Raw genomic sequence first — 14,247 nt, forward strand, 5'->3', positions numbered from 1 at the left:
GCGCGTCGAGCCGGGCGCCGAGCTGCTCGCCGCGGACCTGCGCGAGCCGCTGCGGCTCGCCGGTGGCCAGCAGCTCCACCACGGCGAGGCCGACCGCGCACGCGAGCGGGTTGCCGCCGAAGGTCGAGCCGTGCGTGCCCGCCGTCAGCCGGCCGAGCACGTCCGCCCGTCCGACGACCGCGGACACGGGCAGGATCCCGCCGCCGAGCGCCTTGCCGAGCGTGACGAGGTCCGGCCGGACGCCGAAGTACTCCGACGCGAGCGTGGTGCCCGTGCGGCCGAGGCCGGACTGCACCTCGTCCGCGACCAGCAGCACGTCGGCGGCCGTCGTCACGGCGCGCACGGCCGACCAGTAGCCGTCGGGCGGCACGACGACGCCCTGCTCGCCCTGGATCGGCTCGAGCAGCACGGCGACCGTCGTCTCGTCGATCGCGGCCTCGAGGGCGGCGGCGTCACCGTAGGGGACGACGCGGAAGCCGGGCGTGAACGGCCCGAAGCCGGTGCGCGCGTCGGGGTCCGTGGAGAACGACACGATCGTCGTCGTCCGGCCGTGGAAGTTGCCGTCCGCGACGACGATGGTCGCCCGGTCCGCCGGGACGCCCTTGACCTCGTAGCCCCACTTGCGCGCGGCCTTGATCGCGGTCTCGACGGCCTCCGCGCCGGTGTTCATCGGCAGCATCATCGGCTCGCCCGCGACGAGCGGGCCGACGAGGTCGGTCAGCGCCCGCGCGAAGGGGAGCAGCAGGTCGTGGTCGAAGGCGCGCGACGTGAGCGTCACCCGGTCGAGCTGGTCCTTCGCCGCGGCGACGAGCGCCGGGTGGCGGTGGCCGAAGTTGAGCGCCGAGTACCCGGCGAGCAGGTCCAGGTAGCGGCGGCCGTCGACGTCCGTCACCCAGGAGCCCTCGGCCGAGGCGACCGTGACGTGCAGCGGGTGGTAGTTCGGCGCGAGCACGCTCGACGAGTGGGCCGCCGGCGTCGTCGCGTCGGTCGTCAGGAGGGTCATCGCCGCACCGCCTCTCGGATCTCGAGCGTGCAGCACTTGGCGCCGCCGCCGCCCTTGAGCAGCTCGCTGGTGTTCACCGCGAGGGTTTCGAACCCACGCTCCCGCAGCTGCGCGGCGAGGTCCACCGCGTCCGGCGCGTGCACGACGTGCGTGCCGTCGCTGACCGCGTTGAGCCCGAGCGCCTCGGCGTCGCGCTCGGAGGCGATGACGGCCTCCGGGTACAGCTGCTCGAGCACCCGTCGGCTGCCGGGGGAGAACGCGGGCGGGTAGTAGGCGACGTTGTCGGCGGTCAGCGGCGCGAGCGCCGTGTCCAGGTGGTAGAACCGCGGGTCGACGAGCTCCAGCGAGATCACCGGGCGGCCGAACAGCTCCTGCGCCTCGGCGTGCGCCGCCGGGTCGGTGCGGAAGCCGGTGCCGGCGAGGACGACGTCGCCGACGACGAGGAGGTCGCCCTCGCCCTCGTTGGTGCGGGCGGCGGTGTGGGTGACGTACCCGCGGTCGGCGAACCACTTCTGGTACGCCGGGCCCTCGGCCTCGCGCTCGGGGTGCCGGAAGCGCGCAGAGTAGACGACCCCGTCGACCACCGTGGCGCCGTTGGCCGCAAACACCATGTCCGGCAGGCCGTCGATCGGCTCGATCTCGTCGACCGTGTGCCCGAGGTCGCGGTAGGTGTCGCGCAGCCGCTGCCACTGGCGGACGGCCAGGGACGCGTCGGTCGGGCGGGTGCGGTCCATCCACGGGTTGATCTCGTAGGACACCGTGAAGAAGCGCGGCTCGCACATGAGGTAGTGACGTGCCATCGGGCTCTCCCCTCGAGGCTCGGTGGGACGCACCCGGGGGTGAGTGCGTGCGCCGCGCGGCGGCTGGAGCGCCGCGGCGGTTGGCTTGAGCGTAGGGCTCGGGGTGGCGCACCAGATCAGCGTTGCGTTGCGGATCGAGGCGCGATCCGTTGCGTGGCGCGCGGCCTCAGCGCTGATCCGTTGCGCGTGCCTCGCGGGCGGCCCGCGCGAGCGCCCACCACGTCATGACGACGAACGCCGGCCTCAGCACCGGAGCCGTCAGCCGCCGCGGCAGCCGCGCCAGGTGCACGTCCTCCACCCACGTCACCAGGGAGCCGGGGCCCTCCGCGCGGACCTCCAGCCGCGCCTCGCCGAGCAGCACCGGCCCGACCTTGCGGTAGACCGCGACACGCTCGGAGCCCCCCGCCGGGTCGGCCCGCTCGACGACCATCCGGTCGACGAGCCCGTGCCCCCGAGCGGCGAACGGGCCCGAGATCCCGACGATGCGCCCGCCCGCCCGCAGCGGGCCGTCCGCGTGCACCACCGTGAGCGGGATCCACCGTGAGTGTGCCTGCGGGTCCGTGACCAGCGTGAACGCGTCGTCGACGGGGAGGGGGAGGTGTCGGCGCACGACAGCGGGACCCATCACCTCACGGTAGCGTCGGAGCCATGCAGGAGCGCGTGCTGGGCAGGACGGGCAAGGCCGTCGGGATCGTGGGTCTGGGCTGCTGGCAGCTCGGGGCCGACTGGGGGAGCGTCGACGAGGACGACGCGCTGGAGGTGCTCGCCGCGTCGGTCGACGCGGGCGTGACGTTCCTCGACACGGCGGACGTGTACGGCGACGGCCGCTCGGAGCGGCTCATCGGCCGGTTCCTGGCCGAGCGGGGCCGCGAGGGGATCACCGTCGCGACCAAGATGGGCCGTCGCGCCGACCCGCACGTGCCCGAGGCGTACACCCTCGACGCGTTCCGCGCCTGGACCGACCGGTCGCGCGAGAACCTCGGCGTGGACACGCTCGACCTCGTCCAGCTGCACTGCCCGCCGACGCCGGTGTTCTCCGACGACGCGGTGTACGACGCGCTCGACACGCTCGTCGAGGAGCGGCGCATCGCCGCGTACGGCGTCTCGGTGGAGACCGTCGACGAGGCGCTCGCCGCGATCGCCCGGCCGCACGTCGCCACGGTGCAGATCATCCTCAACGTCTTCCGCCGCAAGCCGCTCGAGCAGGTGCTGCCGGCCGCGATCGACGCGAACGTCGGCATCATCGCGCGCGTCCCGCTCGCGTCCGGGCTGCTCTCCGGCAAGTACGACGAGACGACGCAGTTCGCGCCCGACGACCACCGCTCGTTCAACCGCCACGGCGAGGCGTTCGACGTGGGCGAGACCTTCGCCGGCGTGCCGTTCGAGGTGGGCGTCGCCGCGGCGCGCGAGGTGGCGCAGCTGCCGCCCGCCGGCGTGACGACCGCGCAGCTCGCGCTGCGGTGGGTCGTCGACCAGCCGGGCGTCAGCGTCGTCATCCCGGGCGCGCGCAACCCCGAGCAGGCGCGGGCCAACGCCGCGGCGGCGGACGTCGCGCCGCTCGACGACGTGCGCCTGAGCGCGCTCGAGCGGATCTACGACGAGCGCATCCGGGAGCACGTGCACGACCGCTGGTGACCCGCCGGGCCGCCCACGCGTCAGCGCGTGGGCGGCAGCAGCGGGCGGCCCGGCGCGTCGATCGTCAGCGGCGACGCGTCGGTCTCGATCGTGCGGGGGAAGTGCGGCGGCGGGGGTCCGAACGCGGCGCGGGCGCCCTTGATGACGGTCTTGCCGAGCGCGCGGGCACCGCCGATGCCGACGACGAACCCGACGCCGTACGGCAGCATCCGCCCGAGGGCGACGCCGGTCTGCTTGCCCAGCTGGGTGCGGATCATCTTGCGCGTGAGCGCGGTGTTGACCCGCTTCACCGTCGAGATGGGCAGCCGCGTGAGCAGCAGCCGCGCCGTGGAGCCCGCGCGCATCTCGGTGATGTCCGCGACGGCCTTCGCCCCGGAGTCGCCCAGCACGGTCGTCAGCAGCAGCGAGCGGCGCCGCTCGTGGTCCTCGATCTCGATGCCGTGCACGCTCGCGACCCCGAGCGCGAAGGCGGCGGATGAGGCGAAGAACGTCGCGACGTCGCTCGACGTGAGCACGAACGCCGCCGTCGTCCCCACCGCGGGGGCCGCCGCGGCGGCGCCGACCGCGCCGCCCGCGCTCTGCACGACGAGCAGGTACTCGCGCTCGAGCAGCCGGATGATCTCCTCCGGCGTCGCCTCGGGGTTCTTGCGCCGCAGCCGCTCCACGTGCGCGTGGATGGTCGCGGACGGCACCGTCACCGCCTTGGCGAGCGCCGCCTCGATGATGCGGGGCACCGCCTCAGCGCTCCCCGGCGATCGTCAGCTGCACGTCGGCGCCGGCCTTGAGGGTGTTGCCGACCGTGCAGTGCTCGTCGATCGCGCGGTGCAGCACCGTCAGGAGGCGGTCGCGCTCGGCGGGCTCCAGGCCCGAGAGGTCGACCTCGAACGTCTCGGCGAGCGCGGGGTAGCGGTCGCTCGCCTCGTCGGCCAGGCCGGTGACCCGGATCGTCACCGCGGCGTCGTCGCCGAGGCGCCGGCGCACGGCCTGGTCGGTCGCGAAGCCGGAGCAGGCGGCCAGCGCGATCTTCATGAGCTCGCCGGGCGTGAACGCGCCGGGCTGGGAGATGTCGGCCAGGCGCACCTCGCCGCCGCGGCTGCTGTGGCCGACGTACTCGCGCACCCCGGTGCGCTCGACCCAGAGCTGGGTGCCGTCGGCGTTCTTGGTGATGTCCGGAGCCGCGTCGGCCGCGGCCTGCTGCTGCGTCGTCATCCGGCGATTCTCACACGTTCGGGCGACGCGGACCCGGAGAAGAGGCGGCAGCATCGGGAGGTTGACGGCCGTAGCGCTTTCCGTGCAGGTGCCGGGCTCCTTATCGTGAGTGCCGTGTCGCCGCTGAGCCGTCGGATCCGTGAGGCGCGCGAGCGTGCCGGGCTGAGCCAGTCCGGCCTCGCTCGCGCCGCCGACGTGCACCAGAGCTACATCTCCCACGTGGAGCGCGGCACGCGTGCGCTGGGCCCGGACGCGCTCGAGCGGGTGGCTCGCGCGCTGGGTGTCTCGGTGGAGTACCTGCACGAGGGCGTGGACGCGCCGGGGTACAAGCAGGCGGAGCAGGCGCTCGCCGAGGGGCGCCGGCTGATGCGCCAGGACCGGGCGGCGGACGCCGTCGCGGTGCTCGCGTCCGTCGAGCTCGCGCGGGTCGACGTCGACGAGGCCACGAAGGTGCGGCTCGCCCACGCCGAGGCGCTCGACCTCGCGGGCCGGCTCGAGGACTCGGTCGAGGTGCTGCAGGACGTCGTGGAGCAGCTGTGCGCCGCCGGCCGGTACGCGCGTGCGGCGTACGCGTCGATGCGCGCCGTCATGGCGCTCACGGAGGCCGCGGACCTGCAGCGGGCGATCGAGAAGGGCGAGGAGGACCTCGAGCGGCTGCGTGAGCACGCCGAGGGGTCCGACGAGGTCGTCCGGCTCGAGTCGACGCTGCTGTGGGCGTACATCGCCCGCGGTGACACCACCTACGCGCGGTTCCGGGGCAACCAGCTGCTGGAGCGCACGCGCGAGGTCGGGTCGGCCCGCGCCGTCTCGTCCGTGCACTGGAACCTCGCGTTCATCGACGACGCGCTCGGGCGCTCGGACGACGCCCTGCACCAGCTCGAGGCCGCGATCGCGCTCGCGGGCGCCGACGAGGTGGACCGCGACCTGCCGCGCCTGCGGCTCGACCGCGCGCTGCTGCTCGTCACCGTGGACCCGCCGCGGCCCGCCGAGGCGCTGGCGGAGCTCGACGCGGCGCAGGCCGCGCTGGAGATCGGCGAGTCGGAGGTCGAGCTCGCGCGGGCCGCGTCGGTGCGCTCGCGGGCGCACCTGCTGCTCGGTGACGCGCGCGAGGCGCTGCGGTACGCGTCCGAGGCGGTCGAGATGCTGCGCGGCGGCGTCCGGCGCGACGCGGCCGCGGCGCACGAGGCGCTGGGCGACGCGCTGCTCGCGCTGGACGCGCGCACCGAGGCCGTCAAGGAGTTCCGCTCCGCCGCCGAGCTGCTCGACATGATCTCGTCCGGCCGGAGCGCCGCGACGGTCTGGCGCCGCATCGGCGACCGCCTGCGCATCGCCGGCGACGAGGACGCGCGCGTCGTCGAGGCGTACTCCCGCGCGCTGTCCGCGGCGGGCATCCGGACCACGCTGCCGGTCCCGCCGCGCTGACGGCGGGCCCGCGACCTCGTCGTCGCGGGCGGCGCCGAGCGCGCTGACCCGGTCACCCGGTTGGGTGAACCGGGCCGTCGTCGTGCCCGGACGACGACGGGCCCCGATCGGGCGCCGCTGAGCCGCCTCGCGACGGTTCGCCGCCCGTGCGGCGGCCCGCATCGCCCCTGATCGCCCCGTTCCTGCCCGCCCGGACCCGTCGGTCACGGTGCGCGACCGGCAACGTCACAGCGTGATGTCTACCCCGTCGTTGCCTGCGTCATTGCGCCCTAGTACACGGCTAGGGACGATCGTCTTGCGTCCGGGACGGTCCTGGACGCCCGACCAGGAGGTCACCCCCCGTGAAGAAGCTCACCGCCCTCGTGCTCGCCGCCGTCGCCGTCATCGGTCTGGCCGGTGCCACGTCCGCCTCGGCCTCCGGCGAGGTCACCGCCACGCCGTGCTGCAAGGCCCAGTTCTGAGCTCCCGCTCGTCCCGTCACCCCCACCACGCACACCAGGAGAACCCCATGTCGAAGAAGCTCACCGCCCTCGTCCTCGCCGCCGTCGCCGTCCTCGGGCTGGCCGGCGCCACCTCCGCCTCGGCGTCCGGCGAGACCGTCGCCGCGCCCTGCTGCAAGACCCAGTTCTGACCCGCCCCCGAGACCGGAGAACCGTCATGTCGAAGAAGCTCGCCGCCCTCGTCCTCGCCGCCACCGCCGTGCTCGGCTCGGCCGGCGTCGTCTCGGCCACCGCCGCACCGCAGACGCAGGTGCTGGCGGACGCGCCCTGCTGCAAGTGACCGCGTCGCGGTCGGAGCCCACCCCCGGTGCACCGACGGCGACCGATGCCCACCCGAACGACCCTCGTCGCAGACACCTGGAGAACCCCGTGAACAAGAAGCTCACCGCCCTCGTCCTGACCGCCGCCGCCGTGCTCGGCCTCGGTGGCGTCACCGCCGCGTACGCCGCTCCCGAGGCCCCAATCTCGGCCGCCGCACCCTGCTGCAAGTAGGAGGTGTACGCGGCCGCCCCGCGCGGCCAGGATCGCCCTATGACCAGCAGACCCCTCGCCGTCACGCTCGCCGTCTCCGCGCTCCTCGGGCTGGTCGCCGCCGGCCCGGCCGCCGCGGACGACGACCCCGAGGTCGCACGGCTCGCGCCGTGCTGCAAGACCATCGAGAGCTGACGCCCGTGTGACCCGACCCGCCCGCCGGCCCGGCGCCGGCGCGGTCGGGCGTGCACGAACGACGGTTCGGGTCTGGCTTATATAAGCGCGGGCTGATTCAATGGGCTCGTGCACGCGTTCGACGTCCTCGGCGACCCCGTCCGTCGTCGGCTCCTGGAGCTGATGGCCGACGGGGAGCGCCCGGCCGGTGAGCTGACCGACGCCGTCCGGGCGGAGTTCGGCATCAGCCAGCCGGCCGTGTCGCAGCACCTGCGGGTGCTGCGCGAGAGCGGCTTCGCGCGCGTGCGGCCCGAGGGTGCCCGGCGGCTCTACGCCGTCGACCCCTCGGGGCTGCAGGACGTCGACCGGTGGCTGGAGCCCTTCCGGGCGTTCTGGTCGCAGCGGCTCGACGCCCTCGGCACCGAGCTCGCCCGGGGGCGCCGGGAGCGGCGCCTCGCCGACCCCGAGAGGACCGACCGATGACGCTCATCTTCGACCTGCTGCCCGAGCTGGAGGCCATCCGCCGCGACGTGCGGCCCGGCGACGGCACGGTCGTCGTCTCGCTCACCCGCACGTACGACGCCCAGCCGGCGGACGTGTGGGACGCGCTGACCACGCCCGACCGCCTGGCCCGCTGGTTCGCCCCCGTGAGCGGCGATTTGCGCGAGGGCGGCACGTTCCAGATCCACGGCAACGCGGGCGGCGAGATCCGCCGCTGCGAGCCGCCGGCGTCGCTGAGCCTCACGTTCGGCGGCCCGGACAGCATCGTCGACCTGCGCCTCACGCCGGAGGGCGACCGGACCACCCTCGTGCTCGCGCACGAGGTGCCGCTCGCCATGGCCGGCTCGGGCGCGGGCGCGCTCTACCCGGGCCCGGGCTGGGACGGGGCGTTCCTCGGGCTGGCGATCCACCTGCGCGGCGGGGTGATCGGGGACCCGTTCGAGGCGGCGAACACCCCGGAGGTGATCGAGTTCAACGCGGGCTCGATCGACCGGTGGACGGCCGCCGTCGAGGCGTCGGGTACCGCGACCCCCGAGCAGGTCGCCGAGGCGCGGGCCGTCGCGATCCAGCAGTACACGGTGCTGCCGGAGGCCTGACGGGCGTCACGCGCGGCCCTGCGGCCCCGCCCCGTGGGCGGCGCCGCCCTGCGGGTTGCCGTTGCCGGCGGCGAGGTCGACGGGCACGGCGGGCTCACCGTCCGCGACGTCGGCGCCCGCGTCCGGTGCGCCGTCGCCCCCCGCGGCGAGAACCGGCCCTGCCTCGTCGGCGTGGTCCTCGCCCGGTTCGTCGACGGCCTCGTCGACCGGCTCGCCGACGGGCTCGTCGACCGGCTGGACGACCGGCGCCGGTCCCGGCGCCGGCGGTGCCGGTGCCGGGGCGGCGGGAGGCTGCGCTGCCGCCGCCTCGTCGCCCGCCGGCTGCGGCTGCTCGGTCGTGACGGTCGTCGTCGTGGTCGCGCCGGGAGTGGCCACCGGCGTGGTCGGCGCGCCGGTGGGACCGGCCGCGGTCGGGCCCGTGCGCTGGGCGGCGAGGAGGGCGAGTCCCGCGATCGACGTGTCGACGGCGAACGCCCACACCGCGACCTGGCCGAGCTGAGCGTTCGTGCCGAGCCAGTCGGGCAGGAACAGCGCGTAGCCGGTGACGAGGACGAGGACGACGGCGACGAGCGTGTGCAGCCCGACGGCGCCGAGCTGTGCCAGCGCCGCGGCGGCGGGCAGGGACAGCGTGCGCGGCGTCAGGACGGGAGGCCCGACGGTCGTCACCTGGCTCGTCTCGCCGCTCAGGTCGACCTCGACCGGGCCGGCCGCGTCGTCGCCGCCCGCTCCGAGGTGCTGCGACGCGAGGGCCGCGACGTCCCCTCGCGCGACCCGCGCCGCGACCTCCGCGCCCAGGGGAGCCGCGGCCGCGTCGTACGCCTCCTGCAGGCGGCGCAGCACGGGGGCCGTCGAGGCGCCCTCACCACGGTCGACCGCGGTGCGCAGCGCCTGCGCGGACGACTCGACGTCCGGCGCCGGGACCGGCGGAGTCCGCTGACCGAGCGCTCGGGCGGCGGACGCCGCCTCGGCGGCCACCTGCCGGACCGCCGCGTCGACGGCCCTGAACCGCGACGCCAGGCTGAGGCCGTCGAGGTACGTGCCGAGCTGCTCGACCGTCGCGTCGGCCGCCGGGGCGGCGGGGACCGCGCTCTGCAGCGTCGCGACGACGCGCGCGAGCTCGCCCTGCGCGCCCTCGGTCCGTCCGGTGAGCGCGTCGGCCAGGTCGGCCAGCGGCGCGGCGCTCGCCTCGCCTGCACCCTCCACCAGACGGCGCAGGGCGGCGGTGGCGTCGCGCACCGCGGACGTCGCCTCGTCGCCGCGCAGCCCGGCGATCGCCGCGCGCGCCGCAGCGACCTGCGCGCGGACCGTCGTGAGCTGCGCGTCGAGCGACTCGAGGCCGCGCCGGTGCCGGGCGGCGACCTCCAGCGCGTTGGCGCTCGCGGACAGCTCGGCCAACCGGGTCTCGAACGCAGTGAGCGCGCTGCGCACGCTCGCCTCGGCGGTGGCGAGCGCAGCGGCGTCCGTCTGGCGATCGAGCGTCCGGCGCGCCGCCGCGACCGCCTCGTGCACGGCGCGGTCGTCGTAGGCCGCCTCGGTGTCCGCGAGCCAGCCGTCGACGGCCTGGCGAGCCCGCAGGCGCTCGGCGCGCCGGGCGGCGAGCGGGAGCACCGAGCGGACGAGCCAGCCGAGCAGCACGCCGCCGACGAGGATCAGGCCGATGAGCGAGTTCGGGCGGCGGGTGACGACCGTGACGGTGACGGGCGTCGCCGTGCCGACCTGGTCGGACACCAGCGCGGCGGTCCGCTCGACGGACCCCGGCGCGGCCGGGCCCGCGGAGTAGGGGAGCGTCACGTCCTCGTCCGGGCCGAGCGGGAGGGTGCCCGCCTTCGGGGCGCCGACCTCCAGCCGAGGCGCGTCGCCCTGCGCCGGGCGGGCGCGCAGGTCGAGCACGCGGCTGTCGGTGCCGGTCGAGACGACGAGCGGCGGCTGGTCGGCGGGCGTGCCGAGCCAGGGGATGTCGACGAGGCAGGCCGAGCCGAGGCACAGCGGCGTCGTGCGGGTCCACGTCGTCGTCGCTGGGACGGTGAGCGTCGCCGCGGGACGCACGAGCGACACCGTGACGGACTGCCGCTGCCCGCCGCCGGCCGTCAGCCGCACGGTGACGGCGTAGGTCGCGACGTCCGGCAGCTCGTCGGTGCGCACCTCCAGGACGAGCGCGGGCGTCGAGTCGTCGTACCGCGCGGTGACCGCCGAGGGCGCGACCACCTCGAACCCGTCGGAGGTGATGCTGACGACCTCGGGGGTGAGCACCGCCTTCGGGTCGGTGGGGACGACGGGGAAGCGCGCGGAGGCGACCTCGACCGCCGGCAGCGTCGCCGAGGTCGTGCCGCCGAGCGTCACCAGGTCGTCGTCCGCGGCGTGCGCGGGCGCGACGGCGCCGACGACGAGCCCCGCCCCGAGCGCGAGGCTCGCGGCGAGCCGCACGCGGCGGCGCTCAGGCGAGGACGAGGTCCGCCGGACCGAAGGCGTCGAAGACCATGCCACGGAGATCTCCTTGCTGTGCGTAGGCGAGCCGGGTGGCCCGGACCGCCTGGGCGAGCGTCAGACCGGCGCTGCCGTCGGCGGGGCGCATCGCCTCGAGCAGGCGGGCGGTGAAGTCGGCGGCGAGGTCGGCGTGCAGGTCGACCTCGGCGCCGACGAGCGCGCCGGCCGAGGACGCGTGCAGCGCCCCGAGGATGCTCGTGAGGTCCCGGGGGCTCGTCGCGAGCGTGCTGCAGGACAGCAGCACGACGAGCGGCCCGGACGCGTCCCACGGTCGAGCGTTGCGCCGGTACGCCTGCAGCACGGCGCTCTGCGTGAGCCACCTCTCCGCGACCGTCAGCTCGATGCGCTGCGAGCGGGGCTGACCCTGGATCACGACGTCACGGCCGTAGCTGGGCCCCAGGAGCACGACGAGCCCGGCGTGGTTGGCCGCGAACAGCCGGTCCATGAGGCGAGTTGTCGCGTCCGGCCGGTCGTGGGGTCCCGCCGTGAACAGCGCCTCGATGCGCCGGGTCAGGGTAGCCAGCGCGGGGTCGGTGACGCCCGCAGCGACGAGAGTCCCCGTCGTCGACACCGGCACCTGCAGGACCCGGTCGCGGGTCTCCGTGTCACCGAGGATCTCCTCCACCAGGTGGCGGATGGACCAGAAGCCGCGCAGGCACACCTCCTCGGTCGAGCCGTCGTGCGCGCACGGGTGCCCGTCGACGGTGCCGAGGCACCCCGGCGGGTCGTCCACGCCGGCGATCTCCTCCGAGAGCGGCCAGTCGTAGACCGCGCTCCACGGCAGCGCCTGCTGCACGTCGACCCGGACGACCTGGATCGTGCGCTCCTGGCCGTCGAGCAGCGTGTCGAGCTTCCGCTGCGCGGCCGGGTCGAGGCGCTGGAGCAGCGCGAAGTAGAGCGTGTGGCCCGCGCGGGCGAGCCGCGGCAGCAGGGCGGCCGCTTCGGCGGGCGCGTCGATGATCGCCGCCAACGCCTCACGCACCGCATTCGCACCCTCGGCGAGCGCCGTGTCCGTGAGCTCGACCGTCTCCGCGAGGCCCTCCGACGTCACGTACAGCCGGTGCGCGCCGCCCGCGTCGTTGAGCGCGAGGCTGACGTCGCGCTCCGGCAGGTCGTCGAGGTTCGTCCAGCGGTGGGTGTTGACATGGTCGACGGTCGCGACGAGGCGGGCCGGGGCGCTGGGGTCGACCGCGGGCTCGCCGTACTGCGGCACGCGCGGGAGCTCCCTCGACACCTCTGCCGTGACCAGGACCGTCTGCACGAGGTTGTTGCGGTGGTGGACGAGCACCCGGAACCACGTCGGCCCCAGCGAGCGCGTGACGATGCGGAGGGTCGCGATGCGGCTGGCGCCCGTCGGCGGGAGCCAGAGCGTCGTCGTCGGCTCCGGCACGTCCACCGCGTCGCTCAGCACGTGCACCTGCAGCTCGTGCCCCTCGCGGTCGTCGGGCAGCAGGGGGTCGATCGGCGGCCGCTCGCCCGTGACGATGCTCTGCTCCCACGCGGGGCCGATCTGCACGTCGACGTCGTACGGGGTGTGCGGGCGCAGCACCGCCGTCGGCGCGAGGTAGGCGGGGGAGGCGGGCGCGCCGCCGGCACCCCCGACCTCGCGGACGCCGACCTCGAGCAGCCGCACTGGGGCGGCCTCGACGTCCACCTCGTCGAGGAGGTCCTGGTACGTGGGGTCCCGCGAAGCGTCGTGGATGAACTCCTCGGCGCGCTCGAGGCGCCTGCGCAGGTCCTCGAGCGGGAACAGGCCGCGGCTCTCACGCTCGAAGGTGATCCAGGAGACGTCCGACTCCGCGACGGGCGCGGAGGCCACCATGGCGCGCTCCCACCACGGGTCGGAGATGTGGCGGCCGACGTAGAGGCCGCCGTAGGCCTCGGTGAAGGGCTCGCTGAAGGGCTGCGTCCGCGCCAGCGCACCGAACGCGCTCGACACCTCCCGGTACCGCCGCTCCAGCTCGCTCCACGCCGAGGTCAGCCGCAGCGCGTGCACCGACTCGGGGTTGGCGGCCAGCCGGATGCCGGCGGTCGGCGCCAGCCCGCGGTACGCCACGAGATTGCGGGCGTCGTGGACCGCGTCGTGCAGCGGGCGGTCGTGGCTGAGCGCCCACAGCAGCGCGTCGACGAGCTCGACGACGCTGCCGTAGTCGCCGCGGACCTCGACGACGGCGGGCGCGCCGCGCGTGTCGACGGGGGCGTCGGAGCCCTCGTCGTCGTCGAACCGGCCGAGCACGACCAGGCCGGTGCGCGCAGCCACGGCCGGGTCCACCTCCTGCCAGGAGTACGGGTCGACGACGAGGAGGTCAGGCGGGTCCGCCTCGTCGGGAACGCCGGCGCTGCGCCTGCTCGGCGGGGTGCGGTGGTCCTGGCCGAGCCACGGGTTCTGCCGGGCGGTGAGGTCGTCGACGAGCGACCCGGCGTGCCCGCCGACGGCCGCGACCCGCAGCGGCAGCGTGAACTCGCCTCGTCGGGCGGCCAGCGGCGTGAGCTGGACGACCTCGATGTCGCCGGGCGGGACGGAGACGAGCAGATGCTCGACGAGTCGCCGGCCCTCGTCGTCGTCCGCCCGCACGAACACCGGGAGCCACTGCTGCTCGAACGACTGCGTCGTCTCCCGCAGGCGTTGGAGGCTGCCCAGGACGGCGTCGACGGCCGGGCCACCCCCGAACCGCGCGGCAGGGCCGGGGCGCTCCGCGAGCAGGCTCGGGAGGTCGGCGTCGGCCAGGTCGGCGTCCGACGAGGACCAGACCTCCCCGTGGGCGGCGGTGATCCCCACCCAGACGCGCGGGTCGTGCCACATCGCTGCCCCCTCGCTGGAGCGTGATGGCGTGATGCCCGATATGTCCATCGTGGCCTCGTCCTGATACCCGTGGACAGGATGAAGGTGAGGGGGCGAGGCCCACCCGCACGAACGACTCGGCGAGCGCTCCCTCCGTCGGGGTTGCCGTCGCAGCTCGGAGGCGATGCCAGTCTGCAGGCGCACGCAGGTCAGCGCCGGACGCCGGTACCCTGGGCCTGCACCGAGCCGCGCTCGCAGCCGGACCGGTGACGCACGGGATCGGCGGTGCAGTCGCACATGGCGGTCCCGAGCGCCTGGGGACCTGGCACAAATGGCAAGGGGCCTGATCAGGGCATCGCCGACAAGAGGCCCATAACGCGAATCGGTGATCTCATAACGCCGAGGAGCGCCGTTGCTCGTTGCTGCGCCGGGTCGGGCGGCGGTACGAGGCGCCGCTGGCGAGCGAGCACGGGAACGCTGGGAGGGGCGCGCCGCCCGCTTCAGACCCGGTGCTGGTGCTGTTCGCGTTGCAATGGGGGTCGCGCGCACGTGAAGGCAGCGCGCGCCGCGCTTCCCTCTTAACGACGGACATTCGCACGCCTGGAAAGGCGAGCGGGAGTCCTCGGTGACCTATCCGCGTCTGGCGGGCTCGTAGGTTCGATGACGGTGT

The 14,247-nt window shown here is 75.3% G+C and carries 15 protein-coding genes; 8 read left to right on the forward strand and 7 right to left on the reverse strand.

Annotated elements, in window-relative coordinates:
• The 3 genes from HGCM_RS17360 to HGCM_RS17365 form a co-directional block, all read right to left on the reverse strand.
• A partial coding sequence (locus HGCM_RS17360; RefSeq protein WP_040398985.1) for an aspartate aminotransferase family protein occupies positions 1 to 1,003 on the reverse strand: 1,003 nt, incomplete at its 3' end.
• Positions 1,000 to 1,836, reverse strand: a complete 837-nt coding sequence (gene ddaH, locus HGCM_RS06890; protein WP_342780265.1) for a dimethylargininase — start codon at positions 1,834 to 1,836, stop codon at positions 1,000 to 1,002. The genes HGCM_RS17360 and ddaH, both read right to left, overlap by 4 nt.
• A 133-nt stretch (positions 1,837 to 1,969) precedes the next feature.
• Positions 1,970 to 2,428 carry an SRPBCC family protein gene (locus HGCM_RS17365; RefSeq protein WP_019136118.1) on the reverse strand — a complete coding sequence of 153 codons (459 nt, stop codon included), beginning with the start codon at positions 2,426 to 2,428 and terminating at the stop codon, positions 1,970 to 1,972.
• Positions 2,429 to 2,451: 23 nt separating this feature from the next.
• Between HGCM_RS17365 and HGCM_RS06900 the strand changes: the two genes are divergently transcribed.
• A complete protein-coding gene (locus HGCM_RS06900) occupies positions 2,452 to 3,438 on the forward strand; it encodes an aldo/keto reductase (protein ID WP_019136119.1) in 987 nt (328 codons plus the stop codon).
• A 20-nt stretch (positions 3,439 to 3,458) separates the two neighbouring features.
• Here HGCM_RS06900 and HGCM_RS06905 read toward each other — a convergent pair whose 3' ends face one another.
• Both HGCM_RS06905 and HGCM_RS06910 read right to left on the reverse strand, forming a co-directional pair.
• Complete coding sequence (locus HGCM_RS06905) at positions 3,459 to 4,172, reverse strand: hypothetical protein (RefSeq protein WP_019136120.1); 714 nt, start codon at positions 4,170 to 4,172, stop codon at positions 3,459 to 3,461.
• Between the two features lie 4 nt (positions 4,173 to 4,176).
• On the reverse strand, positions 4,177 to 4,647 hold the full coding sequence (locus HGCM_RS06910) for an OsmC family protein (protein WP_019136121.1): 471 nt from the start codon (positions 4,645 to 4,647) through the stop codon (positions 4,177 to 4,179).
• Between the two features lie 114 nt (positions 4,648 to 4,761).
• On the opposite strand from HGCM_RS06910, the gene HGCM_RS06915 reads away from it, so the two are divergent.
• The 7 genes from HGCM_RS06915 to HGCM_RS06950 all read left to right on the forward strand — a co-directional run bounded on the left by HGCM_RS06915 (position 4,762) and on the right by HGCM_RS06950 (position 8,311).
• Positions 4,762 to 6,069 (forward strand): helix-turn-helix domain-containing protein, encoded by a 1,308-nt coding sequence (locus HGCM_RS06915; protein WP_019136122.1) that lies wholly within the window; start codon positions 4,762 to 4,764, stop codon positions 6,067 to 6,069.
• 508 nt (positions 6,070 to 6,577) lie between these two features.
• The gene (locus HGCM_RS20380; RefSeq protein ID WP_019136124.1) at positions 6,578 to 6,700 is read left to right on the forward strand and encodes a hypothetical protein; all 123 of its coding nucleotides are present in this window, start codon (positions 6,578 to 6,580) and stop codon (positions 6,698 to 6,700) included.
• A gap of 26 nt (positions 6,701 to 6,726) precedes the next feature.
• A complete protein-coding gene (locus tag HGCM_RS20385) occupies positions 6,727 to 6,849 on the forward strand; it encodes a hypothetical protein (protein ID WP_019136125.1) in 123 nt (40 codons plus the stop codon).
• Between the two features lie 89 nt (positions 6,850 to 6,938).
• Positions 6,939 to 7,061, forward strand: a complete 123-nt coding sequence (locus HGCM_RS20390; RefSeq protein ID WP_019136126.1) for a hypothetical protein — start codon at positions 6,939 to 6,941, stop codon at positions 7,059 to 7,061.
• Between the two features lie 39 nt (positions 7,062 to 7,100).
• Positions 7,101 to 7,235, forward strand: coding sequence for a hypothetical protein (locus HGCM_RS20395; protein ID WP_019136127.1), 135 nt, complete (start codon positions 7,101 to 7,103; stop codon positions 7,233 to 7,235).
• A gap of 108 nt (positions 7,236 to 7,343) precedes the next feature.
• Positions 7,344 to 7,697, forward strand: coding sequence for an ArsR/SmtB family transcription factor (locus tag HGCM_RS06945; RefSeq protein WP_019136128.1), 354 nt, complete (start codon positions 7,344 to 7,346; stop codon positions 7,695 to 7,697).
• Complete coding sequence (locus tag HGCM_RS06950) at positions 7,694 to 8,311, forward strand: SRPBCC family protein (protein WP_019136129.1); 618 nt, start codon at positions 7,694 to 7,696, stop codon at positions 8,309 to 8,311. Before HGCM_RS06945 ends, HGCM_RS06950 begins: the two co-directional genes overlap by 4 nt.
• A gap of 6 nt (positions 8,312 to 8,317) precedes the next feature.
• On the opposite strand, the gene HGCM_RS06955 is transcribed toward HGCM_RS06950, so the two are convergent.
• The gene (locus tag HGCM_RS06955) at positions 8,318 to 10,735 is read right to left on the reverse strand and encodes a hypothetical protein (RefSeq protein ID WP_026075317.1); all 2,418 of its coding nucleotides are present in this window, start codon (positions 10,733 to 10,735) and stop codon (positions 8,318 to 8,320) included.
• A 10-nt stretch (positions 10,736 to 10,745) separates the two neighbouring features.
• Positions 10,746 to 13,598, reverse strand: coding sequence for a hypothetical protein (locus tag HGCM_RS06960; RefSeq protein ID WP_019136130.1), 2,853 nt, complete (start codon positions 13,596 to 13,598; stop codon positions 10,746 to 10,748).
• Between the last annotated feature and the right edge of the window lie 649 nt (positions 13,599 to 14,247).

The organism is Cellulomonas massiliensis JC225, assembly GCF_000312005.1.
GTDB lineage: Bacteria > Actinomycetota > Actinomycetes > Actinomycetales > Cellulomonadaceae > Cellulomonas > Cellulomonas massiliensis.

Coding starts and splice junctions, on each gene's coding strand:
- HGCM_RS20380 (WP_019136124.1), top strand. CDS start 6,578: ATGTCGAAGAAGCTCACCGCCCTCGTCCTCGCCGCCGTCGCCGTCCTC.
- HGCM_RS06910 (WP_019136121.1), bottom strand. CDS start 4,647: ATGACGACGCAGCAGCAGGCCGCGGCCGACGCGGCTCCGGACATCACC.
- HGCM_RS06960 (WP_019136130.1), bottom strand. CDS start 13,598: ATGTGGCACGACCCGCGCGTCTGGGTGGGGATCACCGCCGCCCACGGG.
- HGCM_RS20395 (WP_019136127.1), top strand. CDS start 7,101: ATGACCAGCAGACCCCTCGCCGTCACGCTCGCCGTCTCCGCGCTCCTC.
- HGCM_RS06950 (WP_019136129.1), top strand. CDS start 7,694: ATGACGCTCATCTTCGACCTGCTGCCCGAGCTGGAGGCCATCCGCCGC.
- HGCM_RS17365 (WP_019136118.1), bottom strand. CDS start 2,428: ATGGGTCCCGCTGTCGTGCGCCGACACCTCCCCCTCCCCGTCGACGAC.
- HGCM_RS20385 (WP_019136125.1), top strand. CDS start 6,727: ATGTCGAAGAAGCTCGCCGCCCTCGTCCTCGCCGCCACCGCCGTGCTC.
- HGCM_RS06900 (WP_019136119.1), top strand. CDS start 2,452: ATGCAGGAGCGCGTGCTGGGCAGGACGGGCAAGGCCGTCGGGATCGTG.